General features: G+C 47.1%; 11 protein-coding genes. 4 read left to right on the top strand and 7 right to left on the bottom strand.

Translation table 11 applies throughout. The features are described from left to right. The first annotated feature begins 39 nt into the window (after positions 1-39). The 4 genes from ACYIA1_RS05285 to ACYIA1_RS05270 all read left to right on the top strand — a co-directional run bounded on the left by ACYIA1_RS05285 (position 40) and on the right by ACYIA1_RS05270 (position 5,833). Positions 40-1,032: an N-acetylmuramoyl-L-alanine amidase gene (locus ACYIA1_RS05285; protein ID WP_044546801.1), complete on the top strand. Its 993-nt coding sequence runs from the start codon at positions 40-42 to the stop codon at positions 1,030-1,032. 180 nt (positions 1,033-1,212) lie between these two features. Next, on the top strand, positions 1,213-1,899 hold the full coding sequence (locus tag ACYIA1_RS05280) for a response regulator transcription factor (RefSeq protein WP_005862778.1): 687 nt from the start codon (positions 1,213-1,215) through the stop codon (positions 1,897-1,899). Positions 1,900-1,913: 14 nt separating this feature from the next. Beyond that, complete coding sequence (locus tag ACYIA1_RS05275; RefSeq protein ID WP_005862780.1) at positions 1,914-3,683, top strand: sensor histidine kinase; 1,770 nt, start codon at positions 1,914-1,916, stop codon at positions 3,681-3,683. A gap of 80 nt (positions 3,684-3,763) precedes the next feature. Beyond that, on the top strand, positions 3,764-5,833 hold the full coding sequence (locus tag ACYIA1_RS05270; protein ID WP_036612731.1) for an ATP-binding protein: 2,070 nt from the start codon (positions 3,764-3,766) through the stop codon (positions 5,831-5,833). Here the strand turns inward: ACYIA1_RS05270 and ACYIA1_RS05265 are convergent. The 7 genes from ACYIA1_RS05265 to ligA all read right to left on the bottom strand — a co-directional run bounded on the left by ACYIA1_RS05265 (position 5,828) and on the right by ligA (position 16,579). After that, positions 5,828-6,592: a LytR/AlgR family response regulator transcription factor gene (locus ACYIA1_RS05265; RefSeq protein ID WP_009017290.1), complete on the bottom strand. Its 765-nt coding sequence runs from the start codon at positions 6,590-6,592 to the stop codon at positions 5,828-5,830. The two genes, ACYIA1_RS05270 and ACYIA1_RS05265, sit on opposite strands and share 6 nt — an antisense overlap. After that, a complete protein-coding gene (locus ACYIA1_RS05260; protein WP_195205829.1) occupies positions 6,589-7,650 on the bottom strand; it encodes a sensor histidine kinase in 1,062 nt (353 codons plus the stop codon). The genes ACYIA1_RS05265 and ACYIA1_RS05260 overlap by 4 nt, the downstream gene beginning before the upstream one ends. Continuing rightward, positions 7,647-8,573, bottom strand: coding sequence for an efflux RND transporter periplasmic adaptor subunit (locus ACYIA1_RS05255; protein ID WP_122144240.1), 927 nt, complete (start codon positions 8,571-8,573; stop codon positions 7,647-7,649). Before ACYIA1_RS05255 ends, ACYIA1_RS05260 begins: the two co-directional genes overlap by 4 nt. Positions 8,574-8,591: 18 nt before the next feature. Beyond that, positions 8,592-12,902 (bottom strand): CusA/CzcA family heavy metal efflux RND transporter, encoded by a 4,311-nt coding sequence (locus ACYIA1_RS05250; RefSeq protein ID WP_480334609.1) that lies wholly within the window; start codon positions 12,900-12,902, stop codon positions 8,592-8,594. Between the two features lie 214 nt (positions 12,903-13,116). Next, positions 13,117-14,010, bottom strand: coding sequence for a 4-hydroxy-tetrahydrodipicolinate synthase (dapA, locus tag ACYIA1_RS05245; protein ID WP_005857419.1), 894 nt, complete (start codon positions 14,008-14,010; stop codon positions 13,117-13,119). Positions 14,011-14,062: 52 nt separating this feature from the next. Next, a complete protein-coding gene (locus ACYIA1_RS05240; protein WP_005862785.1) occupies positions 14,063-14,584 on the bottom strand; it encodes a DUF6913 domain-containing protein in 522 nt (173 codons plus the stop codon). After that, the gene (gene ligA / locus ACYIA1_RS05235; protein ID WP_005857423.1) at positions 14,585-16,579 is read right to left on the bottom strand and encodes an NAD-dependent DNA ligase LigA; all 1,995 of its coding nucleotides are present in this window, start codon (positions 16,577-16,579) and stop codon (positions 14,585-14,587) included.

Here is a 16,579-nt window from a genome sequence, read left to right as displayed (position 1 = left end):
TGATTTAATTATCTTTACGGCGTAGAATCAATTTTTAAGATGTCTGTGAAACATAGTATCCGTATTTTCTTCATCTTTATTATCGCTCTCGTATATACAGGTTCCTTGACTGCCCAAGAAAAGGCGTATCCGAAAAACGGAGAGGGCATCACTCTTTTTCTCAAACGCTTCAACCGTACCGGCGGGACGTATCAGAAAGAGTTTATCGAGCTTAATAAAGGGAAGTTGGGTAAAAATAACACTCTGCGCATGGGCGTAAAATATACCTTGCCTCCGCTCGCCTCCGCCCCTCAGAAGAAGAATTATCAGCCCCTATTCGGCAAGTCCCTAGCCAGTTACAAAGTAACCTCTTCCGATTTAAAGGGAGCTTGCTTTTATCTGGTCAGCGGTCATGGCGGTCCGGACCCCGGGGCGATCGGTAAAATGGGCTCCCATGAATTGCATGAGGATGAATACGCTTACGACATCATGCTACGTCTGGCACGCAATCTTTTAACGCGAGGCGCAAAGGTACATATTATCATCCAAGACGCAAAGGACGGAATACGTGACCAGCAATTCCTCAATAACAGCAAACGGGAAACTTGTATGGGTAGTCCGATCCCCCTCAGCCAAGTAAGCCGTCTGGATCAGCGTTGCGCCAAGATAAACAGCTTGAGCCGGAAAGATAAAGAAACTTATAAGAGAGCGATATTCATCCATGTGGACAGCCGGAGCCGGCATCAAAGGACCGATGTCTTTTTCTATCATAAGCCCAAGGATCAAGCGAGCAAGCGCTTGGCTAAAACGATGAAATCCACTTTCTCGCGCAAATACAACCGCCACCAGCCGGGCCGGGGATTCTCGGGCACGGTAGACGATCGTAACTTATATGTATTACGTCACACGACCCCGACCTCCGTATTCGTCGAATTGGGCAACATACAAAACCAATACGACCAACAACGGATCATCCTCAGCAACAATCGGCAAGCCTTGGCCAACTGGCTTTGCGAGGGTTTTGTCACGGATTATAATTATTATAGGAAGTAGCATCCCTAATGATCTATTATACTAACACATATCCTGCGGCAGAAATGTTATATGAGCGATCTTAACAGCAATGTAACATATATTTCATTTCTCCGAAATAAGAATATCCGTTCTTTGCCAAAAATAATTATATTTGTATATGGAGAGCCGTAAGGCACTCTTTTAAAAACAGAACAGCTTATGGCAACAACTCGTATTCTTGTAGTGGATGATGAAGAGGATTTGTGTGAGATCCTTAAATTCAACTTAGAAATAGAAGGTTATGAAGTAGATACCGCCTATAGTGCGGAAGAGGCATTGAAAAAGGATCTGACCGTTTACAATTTATTATTGTTGGATGTCATGATGGGAGAAATCTCCGGTTTCAAGATGGCACGTATCCTGCGACAAGATGAGAAGACGGCCAATACCCCTATCATCTTCCTCACGGCCAAAGATACGGAGAACGATATGCTCACAGGGTTCAATCTCGGGGCGGACGACTATATCTCCAAGCCTTTCTCCATCCGCCAAGTGATAGCGCGTGTTAAGGCCGTACTAAGAAGAACTTCCGAGAAATCAAAAGATAAAGAGATTGAGAAACTCGAGTATGAGACATTAGCTCTTGATACGAAACGCATCAAGGCTACGGTAGACGGGGTGGAAGTTCCATTGACCAAAAAAGAGTTTGAGATACTAAAACTTCTATTGGAAAATAAAGGGAACGTCTTCTCCAGAGAGGAAATACTGTCTCGCATCTGGAAAGACGAGGTATATGTTCTAGACCGTACCATCGATGTCAACATCACCCGGTTACGTAAGAAAATAGGTCCTTATGGAAAGAACATCGTAACTCGCTTAGGTTTCGGTTATTGTTTTGAATGCTAATATTGTCGTGAATCATGGTAAAGATAGATGGTGAGAAAAGGCACCGGATACCGTTTAGCCAACGGCTTTTCTGGTCGGTCTTTTTTATGTTCTTGGGCTTTACGGTCTGTTTCCTGCTATTCCAATATCAGCGGGAAAGGGAGTTCGCGCAAGAAAAGTTGAACAATGTGTTGAGTAACTATAATTACCAATTATTCCGCAAATGCCAACAAAGTACGGACATCAACAAGACCGTAATAAGTTTCATGGACGACATCCCTCAAAAGGATTTGCGGGTAACCATTATAGATCCATCCGGCGACGTATTGTTTGATAATAGCGGGACGGACGAGTTTAATAACCATAACGACCGGAGCGAGGTACGCAAAGCCCGATTATATAATGAAGGGTTCGCTATCCGTTCCTCGGAATCTACGGGAAAAAGGTATTTCTATTCGGCATCAAATATAGGAGGTTATATTTACCGCTCAGCCCTGCCCTATGATCCATATGTAAGAGGGATATTGACGGTAAACAAGGACTTCATTTATTTCATGGCATTGATGACCTTGATTTTCTTCTTTGTCCTTTCCCGTTTTACTTTCAGCATAGGTAAAACGATATCCAAACTAAGGGATTTCGCCTTAAACGTAGAGAAAGATCGAATGCCTGCGGTCGATTATGTTTTCCCGAATGATGAGCTAGGTGATATCTCACAGAATATCGTAACCTTATACCATCGGCAACAGAAAGCGAAAAACGAGTTATCCATGGAACGGGAAAAGCTTATCAAACATTTCCAATATTCCAAGGAAGGCTTCGCTATGTTTACAAGTGAAGGGCGGGAGATTCTTTCTAACATCCTATTCATTCAATTCATAAATGTCATATCCGACACCCAGATCCACCAAGTGGAAGACGTTACTGATATAGCCGAATTAGAACCAATCCGTACCTTCTTGAATAAGAATATCCGGAATCTGAATCGGAAAAAGAAAGTATTAAGAGAGTCCGTGACTATTGACAAGAACGGTAAAATATTCTTGATCGAATGTATTTTATTCCTCGATAATAGTTATGAGATCTCTATTAATGATATATCCCGTCAAGAAGAAGAAAGCCGGATGAAACGACAGCTTACGCAGAACGTCTCTCACGAGCTGAAAACACCGGTCAGCAGCATTCAAGGGTATTTGGAAACAATCCTATCCAACCCAGATTTGAGTCCGGACAAACGTCAATTTTTCTTGGAACGTTGTTATTCCCAAAGTACCCGCCTTACAGGATTATTACGAGATATTTCCGTATTAAACAGACTTGACGAGGCATCCGAGATGTTCGACCTCACGGAAGTAAATATCACGAAGCTTATCGCCGAGATACAAAAAGAATGCTCCCAAGATATGGAAGAAAAACACATCACGTCGGAAATTATCCTCCCGGGAGATCCGACCGTGTTCGGGAATAACTCCCTACTCTATTCCATATTCCGGAATCTATATGACAACGCGATCGCTTATGCGGGAGAAAACATAAGGATTACCGTCAACTGCTATAAAGAAGATCCTAAATATTATTACTTTAGCTTCTCCGATAATGGAGTGGGTATCCCGGAAGAACATATCAATCGCATATTCGAGCGCTTCTACCGGGTAGACAAGGGACGCAGTCGTAAGATCGGAGGAACCGGATTAGGATTATCCATCGTTAAAAACGGGGTTAATTTCCATAAAGGACAAATATCGGCGAAGAGCAGTCCGGGAAAAGGGGTTACTTTTTTCTTCACTTTGAAAAAGAAACTATAAGGCAGACCTCTAAAATTCCATAACATACGCTTGATATTTAATATTAAAATGTATTTTTGTATTGAACATCATACAATATCATGAGAAATACCTATTTAGTATTATTTATCTATTTAATGATCCCAATGTTTTCTTTAGGGGAAAACACCTATACTACCCAACAAAGGGAAGACAGCCTTTTATCCCTATTAAAGTCCTCGCCAGCCATAAATGAACAGATCGAGTTATATAAGGATTTAGCGACAATGTACAGGCAAATGCCCAAGGAGATTGTTTACCTAAACAAAATGGCAGATGTGGCAAGCTCCACTTCGAAAGGTCATGCTTCCTTATATTACGCATGGGCCAACTTATCCCGCCATTATTACAATATACAAAACAGGGATAGCCTGATTTACTGGTCGCATAAGATAGATTCATTGGCCGCGGCCAAGAATGAGGTTCCGGACGCATTATTCGATGCGCGAGGATTCATTTGCCAAATGGATCTATGGGACGGCAATTATGAGTTAGCGATGAACGGGGCGATCAGCCTATACAACTATGCCCGTGATACAAAGAGTGAATATGGATTGATTTGTTGCAATGAGAACTTAGGTTTAATCTATCAAGAAATACATCGGGATAGTGACGCGATAGTAGCTTATCGGGAAGGTCTCGATTTATTACAGAAACGAGGTGACAATCCGAAATTCGAGATGCAATACATGGGAAACCTCATCGAATCTTATCTACGAACCGATCATTTCACCGAGGCCGAGGAATTATTAACCCGTTACGATGAAATGATCCAAGATAGGGAAAGAGAGAATGAAGAACAAGGCACCGCATTCCCCGTGGATCGTTGCCGTGCGCTAATGTATGTTTTTTATGCGGATATGTATGTCCTTCAAGACAAGCCCAAGAAAGCATTGGAGACCTTGTTGAAGGCGACACCGATCGTAGAGAAAACCGGAGATGATTATACGGAATTCTGCTACAACTTCGTTTTCGCCAAGTATTACTATTTAATAGGTAAGTATGGAAAGGCGCTGAATATCATAGACACAAATAAATTAACAGAAGAAGATATACGAACCTCGGAGCTGAAAGTCGAGATTCTCGAAGCATTGGGACGTTATAAAGAAGCGCTCGCATTTAGTAGAGAAGTTGTAGAACATACCAAGATGTTGCATGACGAGGCCTTCAACCGGCAGATCAATCAGCTCCGGACATTACATGATCTAAACAATCAAGAGATGCAGGCATACGAGCTACAGCTACGTGAACAACAACTGCATACCCAAAGGTTGTTAATGATTATTCTACTCGTAGTATCGATCGTTCTTTTAGTGATGCTATACATCGTATACAAATCCTATCGCTCCGCACGCCGCTACCAACGAGAACTTATGAAAGACAAGGAAGCCTTAGTAGAGTCCGAGCGTCAACTTCGTACAGCCAAAGAGATAGCGGAACACGCCAACCAGATGAAAAGCACGTTTATCGCCAATATCAGCCATGAGATCCGTACGCCGCTTAACGCGATTGTCGGCTTTTCGGAATTAATATCCGATGAATCTATTTCCGCTGGCGAAAAGAAAGAGTTTTTCTCCATTATCAACAATAACTCTTATTTATTACTTAATCTGATAAATGACATTCTTGACCTTTCTCGCCTAGAATCCGGGAATATGAAGTTCATTATAGAGAAGACAAACTTATCGGATTGTTGCCGGAACGCTTTAGCAAGTGTAGAGCACCGGGTCTTTCCGGGTGTTCAATTGACCTATACACCTTCTGAAGACCCCTTACATATTCAGACAGATTCGATACGTCTCCAACAATTATTGATAAACTTATTGACTAATGCCTGCAAATTCACGAAAGAAGGAGAGATCAACCTATCTTATCAAATAGATGAGGACAAACAGCATGTACGTATCACCGTAACCGATACCGGATGTGGAATACCGGAGGATAAGCAGAAAGTCATATTCGAGCGTTTCGAAAAGGTAGATGAATACGCGCAGGGTACAGGCTTAGGGTTATCCATCAGCCAAACGATTATCGAGCATTTAGGTGGCTCCATTCAATTAGACCCGACGTATAAGCATGGAGCCCGGTTCATCGTACTCCACCCCTATAATCCTCTTGATAATCCATCATGACGTAAACCACGTCTTGAAATCCGGCACTCTCGCCTTGCTAACCAATATACGCTCCAAGGTCGGTACGATCAAATTGACCGCAAGGCGTCCGTTAAACCAGAGATCGATATCTTGCACCGCCTTTCTGGATATCAAGTACTGACGATTGATCCGGAAGAACAAGGCAGGATCAAGGCTATCGGCGAGCTCATCCAAGGTCTGCGTGAAAAGGTATTCCTTCCCGTCCGTCATCACCGCCTTTACATTTCCGTCCGCTATATAGAAAAATAAGATCATATCCACGGAAACAGGTAGCAGCTTATCCCCTTTCACAGGGATCAAGAAATGCGTTTTATATCCTTCCACCCGCTTCAAGGCTTGCATGACAGCGGAATAATCGATCGCTTCTTTCTCCACAGCCGTCGATTGTAACCGTGACAACTTATCCAAAGCTTTCCGTATATCATCCGCGTCGATCGGTTTCAGCAGATAATCTACGCTATTCACTTTAAACGCTTTCAGCGCATATTCATCATAGGCTGTCGTGAAAATGATCGGGCAAGAGATATCTACATGACCGAAGATCTCGAAAGCCGAACCATCCGCCAAATGGATATCCAGAAAGATAAGTTCCGGCATTGGATGCGATTGAAACCATTCAACACTATCCGTAATACTATCTAGGACATCGATCACCTCGATATCCGGATCAACCTCTCCCAGCAATGCCATCAAATTACGGACAGCCGCTTTCTCGTCTTCTATTATCAAAGCTTTCATACCAAAGGGATTGTTACGCTGAATATACTAGCATCTTCTTTTATGGAAATATCTTTCTTATACAAGAGGTTATAACGTTTACTCAGGTTCACCAAGCCAATACCGGTGCCTCCGCTATGTGTCAATTTCGGTTGGATGGGATTGCTAACCGTCAAGGAATCATGGTCAGAACGAACGGAAATGGTCAATGAATGACGGTTGCTGATCTCGTTATGCTTCACGGCGTTCTCGATCAAAAGCTGCACCGACATAGGAGGCAGTTGCTTAGACTCGTGCTCCTTCCCTAAGTCTATATCGAAGACCAGATTATCCTCATAGCGCATTTTCAAAAGGAAGATATAAGCGTTCACGAAATCCATCTCCTCCCGTAAAGTAACACTACGGCACTCATTCTCTTGCAAGGTATAACGTAAGACACGGGATAACTCCTGCAAATATTCTTGTGCCTTCCCGGGAGTCTCCCGGATCAAGGAACGGAGCGTATTCAAGGAATTAAATAACATATGAGGATTAAGCTGGCTCTTCAACGCCTCATATTGGTTCAATAGATTCTCCGCCCGCAATTGCTGGTTCTCGACCTGTACTTGCTGGCTTTGACGAATCAGGTAAATCATATAGCAACTACCCGTAACGACACACGACATGATAAAATCCCTCAACGGATGCAGATAATGATGCACCAAGGCGTCGATCGCCGGGATATCAAACTGATGGTGCAAGAACACGAAACCCTTTCCTAATAAATTATTCACGCACCAAGTCATCACGAACGAGAGCAGGACCTTCCGCCAAGAGATATGCGCTTTCTGCCGATTGAAACCAAAGACATACGTGTTCATCGCAAATAACAGTAAGAGGGACACGAAGGTGAAAAAGACCTCATTCGCTACATCCAATACCGACATATCCGGGAAAAGAGCGTTCTGCCCGGTAACGTCAAACAACGACACCAATTCCGGGAAATGGATCAAGAAGGCCACCATGATCGATATGATGACCAACGAGAACACATATTTATTCTTTATATTCATTTTCTTCATGAAGACAAAGATAGTCATTTCTTCTCTACCCGTGCGGAAACATACATACCGGGACGAAAACGGGGATTCGTCTCTTTCACCCGAGCGTACATTTCCAAGGAACGGCTCGTCTCGTCCACCTCCTGTCCGATCGAGACCAAGACCGCATGGAAGGTCTCCTTCCCCATTCCATTCACCCGGAACTGCACTTGGTTCCCAATGGATAAGTCCGCTAAATCCTTCTCATAAGCGGTCAGGCAAAGAAGAGTCTCGCCTTTATCGATCACATCACAGATCGGTTCGCCCGCGTTCACGTATTTACCGAGATTAATGGACAGCCCGGCGACATAACCGCTTAATGGCGCTTTTACCTCCAAATAAGGTTGGATACCGTCTTCCAGAAGATCGCCGGCGGAGACACCTAGGATAGCGAGTTGCGCGGCGGCGGCATCTTGACGGCTCTTCATGGAAAGATAATCCGCCTTGCTTTGCTGGAAACGTTTTTGCGAGGCCGCTTCTTGCTCGCTCAAACGCTGTTGCCTTTTATACTCAGCCTCTAAGTATTCCGTTTGGGCATGGGCATCCAAATAGGTCTGTTGCAACGTGATAAAATCCGGATTCTCCAAGCTGACGACCACGGAGCCCTTCTTCACATAATCGCCCGGAAGCAGCGTAGTAGCATGAACCGTGCCTCCCATCGTCAATGTAACCGTAGCCTGCCGCTGCGGGGGAACTACCATGATCCCGTTGAAAGAGGAGTGATTCGGAAGGGCCGTAGCCGAGGAAATCCCATCCACCTCTACGCTATCCACGGATGGTTCGGACGGTATGTTTTCTGCTACTTGAGTAATAGCGGGCCGGGCAGTTATGTCTTGCGAATCGCCCTGTCCTTTCTCCGCGTTGTTTGTCATACTGCATGCGGCCAATGCCATAAGAGCCGCAGGAATCCATATCTTTTTCATCTTATACGATTTTTCTGGTTATCTACTATACAACTCCAACTCAAGCGCCGATATATTATAGGCATATACGGCCTCGATATATCCCCGCCGGATCTCCCGGGCGGCGTTCAGGCTTTGAACAAACTGCGTGATATCTGTCTCGCTCTCTTTGAACTGTACCGTCGCGCTCTTCAACAAAGCCTCCGCTTCCGGTAAAGCGCCGGTCGTATAATAGCGGATATGCTCTCCTTCCTTACGAAGCGCGACGCTCAACTCCTCCACCTTATTGTTCAATTGACGGATGTTACTCTCCGCTTCCGTACGGGCGATATAGGAATCGATCTTCGCTTGCCTTACCCGGCTATGCTGCGGGAAGAATAATACCGGGAACGAGATCCCGACCATCCAAGAGTCCAGACCGCTCAACGGGGCTATTTTCTGACGCACATATCCTACCGATAGTTCCGGGAAGAAACGGCTTCGTTCGATACGAAGCATGGCTTTCTTCTCATCGGCCACGCTCCGGAAATAATTCAGATGGATATCGGACGGAGCGATCTCGGCTACGCGAGCGGGGAATAAAACCAATGTCGTATCCATAGGCAGTAATGGGGAATCCGAATAACAAGTCCAAGAGAAACGACGGGTAGCCAATTGCAACTCCTCTTCCGCCTGCGACAAACGGGTCTGTAGATCGGCGACCAAGGTAGATGACATATTCCGCTCCAATAGCGTGATATCCCCTTGCTCATAACGCAACTGACTTGCCTTTCGCAAACGTCCGGCCCACTCGATCTGCTCTTTATACAAGGCACATAGATGAAAGGCATATTGATAATAAGCCCATGCCCGTTTTACCTCGGCCGTAATCTCCTTCTTCACCAAGTCCCGGTAATATTCTCCCGTGGCGACTTGACGGTTCACCAAGGCGTTCTTATAAAATGGGGTCAATAGAGAGCCCAAGGATTGCGTGATCTCCATTTGATTGTCGTTTCGTGTCTCACCGTTGATCTGTCCCCATGAATAATTAAAGGTGGTCGGTGACACCTCCCAGCTCTCTCCCCGTGAAGCACGACTACGTTCAATGGATGCCGTGGCAGTCTTCAGGCGAGGATGATTCTCCAAGGCGATCGTCACGGCTTCTTCCAACGACACCGTCTGTTGGGCATGCGTGGGGAATAAGATACCTAAAAAAAGAAGAAACGGCAATAGGCGCTTCAACCAGCATTGGCGCTTCCAAGCGGCCGAGCTATTTACCAACCGATAAAATACCGGGATAATAATCAACGTCAAGATCGTGGAGACAATCAAGCCTCCGATCACGACCGTCGCTAACGGACGTTGCACCTCCGCGCCCGCGGACTTCGCTATCGCCATCGGCACGAATCCTAGAGAAGCTACCAAGCCGGTCAAGAATACGGGGCGAAGTAGATGCGGACATCCTTTCGCGAGGATACGATTCGTTGTCATTTGATATTTAGTTTGTTTTCGTAAGTTATTAAAATGATTAATCATTAATATACCATTCAAAACCGCTACGCCAAACAAGGCGATAAAGCCGACCCCCGCCGATATACTGAAAGGCAACCCTCGTAACCAAAGGGCCAGAATACCCCCGATCAAGGATAACGGGACGGTAGAAAATACCACCAGCGAGTAGGTAACACTCTTAAAGGCAAAGAACAATAGCAATAAGATCAATGACAAGGCGACCGGTATCACGATCGTAAGCGTATCGATCGCATTCTGCAAGTTCTCGAACTGGCCGCCATACTCAAAGTAGTATCCCGGTTCCAGCTTGATATGCTTGTCAAGGGTTTCTTGGATAGTACGCACGACTTTCTGGATATCAGCGTCACGGACATTCACCCCGATCACGATACGGCGTTTCGTGGCATCCCGGTTAATCTGTAGAGGCCCGTTGACCAGCTCGATCGTAGCGACCTCGCTAACCGGGATCTGGATTCCCTCGGCAGTCCGTACAAAGAGCTTATCCAAATTCAGATCCGCCACTTTATCGTTATCCAGACGAAGCACCAAGTCGAAACGTCGCTCATTCTCGAAAACGACACCCGCCGCCTCTCCCGCATAAGCCGTACGGATGATCGTGTTCAACTCCTCTATATTCATCCCGTAACGGGCGATCTTGGCACGATCGTAGTGTACGACCAATTGCGGTAGCCCCATCGCCTGCTCCACGATCACATCGGCGGCTCCCGGTACTTGCTCCACGAAAAGAGAGGCTTCCTTCGCCTTCTTATAAAGCTCCGCCATATCCTCTCCATATAGCTTGATCGCGATATCCGCCTTGGCTCCCGTCATCAATTCATTGAAGCGAAGCTGGATCGGCTGGCTGAAATTAAACTCCGCCCCCGTAATCGGTTCCAAGGAGGCCTTCATCTTCTCCACCATCTCCGCACGGCTGGAGGCCGAGGTCCATTCCTTGAAAGGTTTCATCACGATCATGATATCCGCGTCTTCCACCGCCATCGGGTCGGTCGGAACCTCGGCCGTTCCGATCTTGGCTACCACATGCTTGATCTCCGGGAAATTCTTCATCAAGGTCTCTTCCGCTTGCTTCGATAGCTCGATACTATGCGTCAGGGAACTACCGGCGGGAAGCGTCATCTGCATGGCGAAATCCCCCTCATCCAGCGTAGGGATAAACTCCGCCCCTAACCTCGTGAATAAGAAAAGGGACACAGCCAGAGCCGCGAAAGAACAAGCGATCGTTCCCCAGATATGACGCAAGCAGAAATGAAGCGTACGCCTGTAAACCCCGTTTAATTTCCCGAAGAAACGATCGGCGAATGTAGGCTTCGAAGAGATCGTACGCTTTAGGAACAGGGAGGCCATCATCGGCACGTAGGTGAGCGAAAGGATCAAAGCTCCGATAATACAAAATACCAAGGTCTTCGCCATGGGGGTAAAATACTTGCCCTCTATCCCGGTCAGCGTAAGTAGCGGGAAGAAGACGATCAAAATGATCAATACGGCAAAGGTAGCGCTCCGGGCGACATGACCGGCTCCGGCCTCGACCTCCCGGTCCATCTCCTCGGCAGAGAGCGTACGCCCCATCAACCGCCTCGAATAGATATGCGCCAATATCCCCTCCAATATAACGATCGATCCATCGACCACGATACCGAAATCGATGGCCCCCAAACTCATCAGGTTGGCGGAGACCCCGAAAACACGCATCAAGATAAAAGCGAAAAGCATCGCCAACGGGATCACGGAAGCCACGATCAAGCCGGCCCGCACATTCCCCAAGAAGATGATCAATACGATAAAGACGATCAACGCTCCCTCTATCAAGTTACGGATCACGGTGGATATATTTCGGTCTACCAATTCGGAACGATTCAAATAAGGTTCTACACGAACACCTTCCGGCAACATTTTCTGTACCCTTTCGACCCGTGCCTCCAGTTCCTTGGTCACGACATTGGCGTTCGCACCCTTCAACATCATGGCGATACCGCCCACGCACTCTCCCTCGCCATCCTTTGTCATGGCGCCAAAACGCTTGGCGGAACCAAAGCGAACCGAACCGACATCGCTTATATGAATCGGTATCCCTCCACGGTTCGTGATCACGATGCGCTCGATGTCCTTTATCTTGCCGATCATTCCCTCGCTACGGATGTAGTAAGCCTTATTGATTTTCTCGATATAACTGCCGCCTGTATTCTGGTTATTCCGGTTGAGTGCCTCGAACACCTCGCCGATCGTAATATTCAAGGAATAAAGGGCATCCGGATCTACCGCCACCTCATACTGTTTCAGATAGCCGCCAAAGCTATTGATCTCCACGATACCCGGTATACCGCTCAGTTGCCGTTTCACGATCCAGTCCTGAATGGTACGGAGTTCCATGGCGTCGTATTTCTCCTCATAACCGGGCTCCACGCTCAATACATATTGATAAATCTCGCCCAAGCCGGTCGTGATAGGCATCAGCTCCGGCGTACCCAGTTCCGTGGGGATTTCTCCCGCCACGGTTTGTATCTGCTCGTTTATAAGTTGGCGGGCATCTAAGGTAGGCACGCTTTCCTTAAATACGACCGTTACCAATGACAGGCCAAAGCGGGAAACGGAGCGGATCTCTTCCACGTTCATGATATTACTCATCGCTATCTCGATAGGCATGGTGATCAATTGCTCTACCTCTTGCGGGGCCAAGGTTGGCGATACCGTCACGATTTGCACTTGATTGTTCGTTATATCCGGTACGGCATCTATCGGTAAAGTCATCATGGCATAGATTCCTCCCAGAAGCAGAAACAAGGTTGTCAACCCAACGAATAGTTTCTTCTGAATAGAAAAATGGACAATCGCTTTAAACATCACTTCATTTATTTAATATAATGGTTACAAAAATAAAAGGTAAGTGTTTGCCTGCCCGACATAAAATAATGAAGTGACCGAAATCAAGGTTGAAGTATCGGTATGAGGAGTTGGAGCATATCAATAGAAAAAGGCTTCACATGCCCTCTATGACACATGAAGCCCCTTTTGTTATCCTATATAAATAATAAGAATCGTTGCCGTTAAAAGCGGATCAGCACTTAATGCTCAACTGTCGCAACACCTCACGGATCTTCTCATACGTGACGATACGTGTAGGAACCAAAGGCAAACGAAGCTTATTCTCGATAAAGCCCATCATATTTAACATACTCTTCGCTCCGGCAGGATTTCCATCCACGAACAACAGGCTGAACAGCTCCGTGAAGCTATGATGGATCGTACGTGCGCTATCATAATCACCCGCCAAGGCCAGACGTACCATACGGCTAAACTCACGAGGGAAGGCGTTACCGATCACGGAGATCACTCCCACCGCACCTAATGTCATTAAAGGGAAAGTAATACCATCGTCACCGGAGATCACGTTGAAACGGGCCGGCTTGTTCTTGATGATATCATCCATCTGGGTGATATTGCCGGAAGCCTCTTTCACGGCGATCACGTTATCGAACTCACGGGCGATACGAAGCGTAGTCTCGGCCGTCATGTTCACACCCGTACGCCCCGGTACGTTATAGAGTACGATCGGTAAATGAGTAGCGTTGGCGATCGCCTTGTAATGCTGGTAAATCCCTTCTTGGGAAGGCTTATTATAATAAGGTACGACCGAGAGGATAGCGTCGATACCCTCGAAATTATCGGTCTTCAATTTCTCGACAACCGACCGTGTACAATTACCTCCCACGCCTAATACGATAGGGATACGGCCCCGTACACGAGTCACTACCAAGCTTATAATGTTTTTCTTTTCTTCTTCCGTAAGTGTAGGGGTTTCCGCTGTAGTTCCCAGCACTACCAAATAATCCGTACCGTTCTGCACCTGATAATCCACCAGCTTGCCTAACGCCTCGTAATCTACACTCTCATCTTCCTTGAATGGCGTGATCAACGCCACACCCATTCCTTTTAAATTTATGTCTGCCATGGGGAAAATATTCCTTTTTGTTATTTAGCACTGCAAAAATAAGGAAATTATATCATTTAGCACGGATGGAACGCAAATAAAATAATATCTGTCCGAATAAATACTGAATATCGTCCTTATCTGTTACAGTCAAGCCTAAGTCGTACCATTCTTGGCCCGGATACTTAATCCCGACCTTGAAGGCGGATGGATGCCGGAGAGCGATGTATTGCAAGGCATAACAACCCGGCCGGGTGATATCGATCAAGATATCCGCCTTGAGAGCGCCCACCTTTTCCAAGACACTATCGGAAGGGAATCCCCACGCGTTGAGATCGTTCTTTATATGTACAGGAATATTGGAATCGTCGAAAGGAATATCCGCTCCTCCGGACGGCACATATACACACGTCTTGATGTCCTTCTTCGCCTTGCGCAAAGGCTCCAAGGCCCTCATGACGTCCTCGTGATCCTCTATATTATACAAGACCAAAAGCGAACGTGCCTCATCCAAGGAAAGGGAACGATGCGGACGCCCCCCAGCGTCCGACACTAAAGCCTGTATCTTCTTCTTGATAAAATAATTCGTAAACATTTATTCCAGCATATTTAAGAACGCATCCTCGTTGATAATCTTCACACCCAGCTTCGCCGCTTTCTCCAGCTTGGCCGGTCCCATATTCTCGCCGGCAAGGATATAATCGGTCTTCCCCGAGACGGAGCCGCTATTCTTGCCGCCATGTTGCTCAATCATCGCCTTATACTCGTCACGTGAATGCTTGGAAAATGTCCCGCTGATCACGATCGTCAATCCTTTCAACTTCTCGGAACGGTTCGCCAATTGCTCTTCGGAAACCGCCATCCGCAAGCCCTGTTCCTTTAATCGGTTCACCAACGTACGGTTCTTCTCGTCCGAGAAATAACTCAATACACTCTGGGCGATCCGCTCGCCGATCTCGTCCACGGCTACCAAATCCTCTAAGGACGCCTGCTCCAATGCCTCGATCGAGTGGAAAGCCGAGACCAAGCGTTTAGCGACCGTCTCTCCCACGAAACGAATCCCCAGACCGAACAAGACCCTCTCAAAAGGAACTTGCTTGGATTCCTCCAGACTCGACATCAGATTCTGGGCGCTCTTCTCCGCCCACCGTTCCAGACGCAATAAATCGGCAACCGTCAACGTATATAAGTCCGCCGAGTCTTTTACATAACCGGCGTTGTACAAATCCTCCACCGTTTCCGGGCCTATATTGATATTCATCGCCTTCCGGGTCACGAAATGCTCTATACGCCCCTTGATCTGAGGAGGACAGCCCGACTCGTTCGGACAGTAATGTGCCGCCTCTCCCTCCGGACGCACCAAAGGAGTCCCGCACTCCGGACACACACGGATAAAGCGGACCTTATCCCCCATCAGCATCGAACGAGCCTCCACGTTCACTCCCACGATCTTCGGGATGATCTCCCCGCCTTTCTCCACATACACTTGGTCGCCGATATGCAAGTCAAGCCCCTCGATAATATCGGCGTTATGCAAGGAAGCCCGCTTCACCACCGTCCCCGCCAACAATACGGGCTCGAGGTTCGCCACCGGAGTGACCGTCCCCGTCCGTCCCACTTGGAAAGAGACCGAGTTCAAGCGAGTCTCGGCACGCTCCGCCTGAAACTTATAAGCGATCGCCCAGCGAGGGCTTTTCGACGTAAAACCTAAGTTCCTCTGCTGACGAAGCGAGTTTACCTTCAACACGATTCCATCCGTCGCCACGGGCAGGTTCTTACGTTCCACATCCCAATATGCGATATAATCGAATATATCCTGTAGGCTCTGGCATTTACGGATCACGTCCGGAATCTTAAAACCCCATGCGCGAGCCGCCTGCAAATTCTCATAATGCCCTTCGGCCGGCAGGTTCTCACCCAATAAATAATAGAAATAAGCATCCAGCTTACGGGAGGCCACGATAGCCGGATTCTGCTGTTTCAACGTACCGGAAGCGGCGTTGCGAGGATTGGCGAACAAGGGTTCCTCCTGCTCCTCCCGCTCCTTATTCAAGCGATCGAACTCCGCCCAAGGCAGCAATACCTCGCCACGGATCTCGAACTCCTCCGGAAAATCAGAACCCCGGAGTCTTAATGGAACCGAACGGATGGTCTTGATATTCGCCGTCACGTCATCACCACGAGTGCCGTCGCCACGGGTCACGGCACGCGTCAAGCGTCCTTTCTCATAGGTCAAAGAGATAGAAGTACCATCATATTTAAGCTCCGCCACAATCTCGAAAGGCTCATTCAAGGAGCGGACCGTACGATCATAAAAATCTCGGATCTCATCCTCGGAGTACGTATTACCCAACGAAAGCATCGGATATTTATGTACCACTTGCTCAAACTCTTTCGAGAGGTCGCTCCCCACCCTCCGGGTCGGGGAATCCGGATCGGCGAACTCGGGATGCGCCGCCTCCAGTTCCTGCAACTCTTTCATCATCTTATCAAACTCAAAGTCTGATATTGTCGGTGCCGAAAGCACATAATAATTATAATTATGCCGCTCCAGCTCATCACGCAGGGCTTTTATCTTTGCTTCGACCAT

It is taken from the genome of Parabacteroides sp. KHUB-02, assembly GCF_056640955.1.
This window is presented reverse-complemented; position numbering and strand designations above follow the sequence as displayed.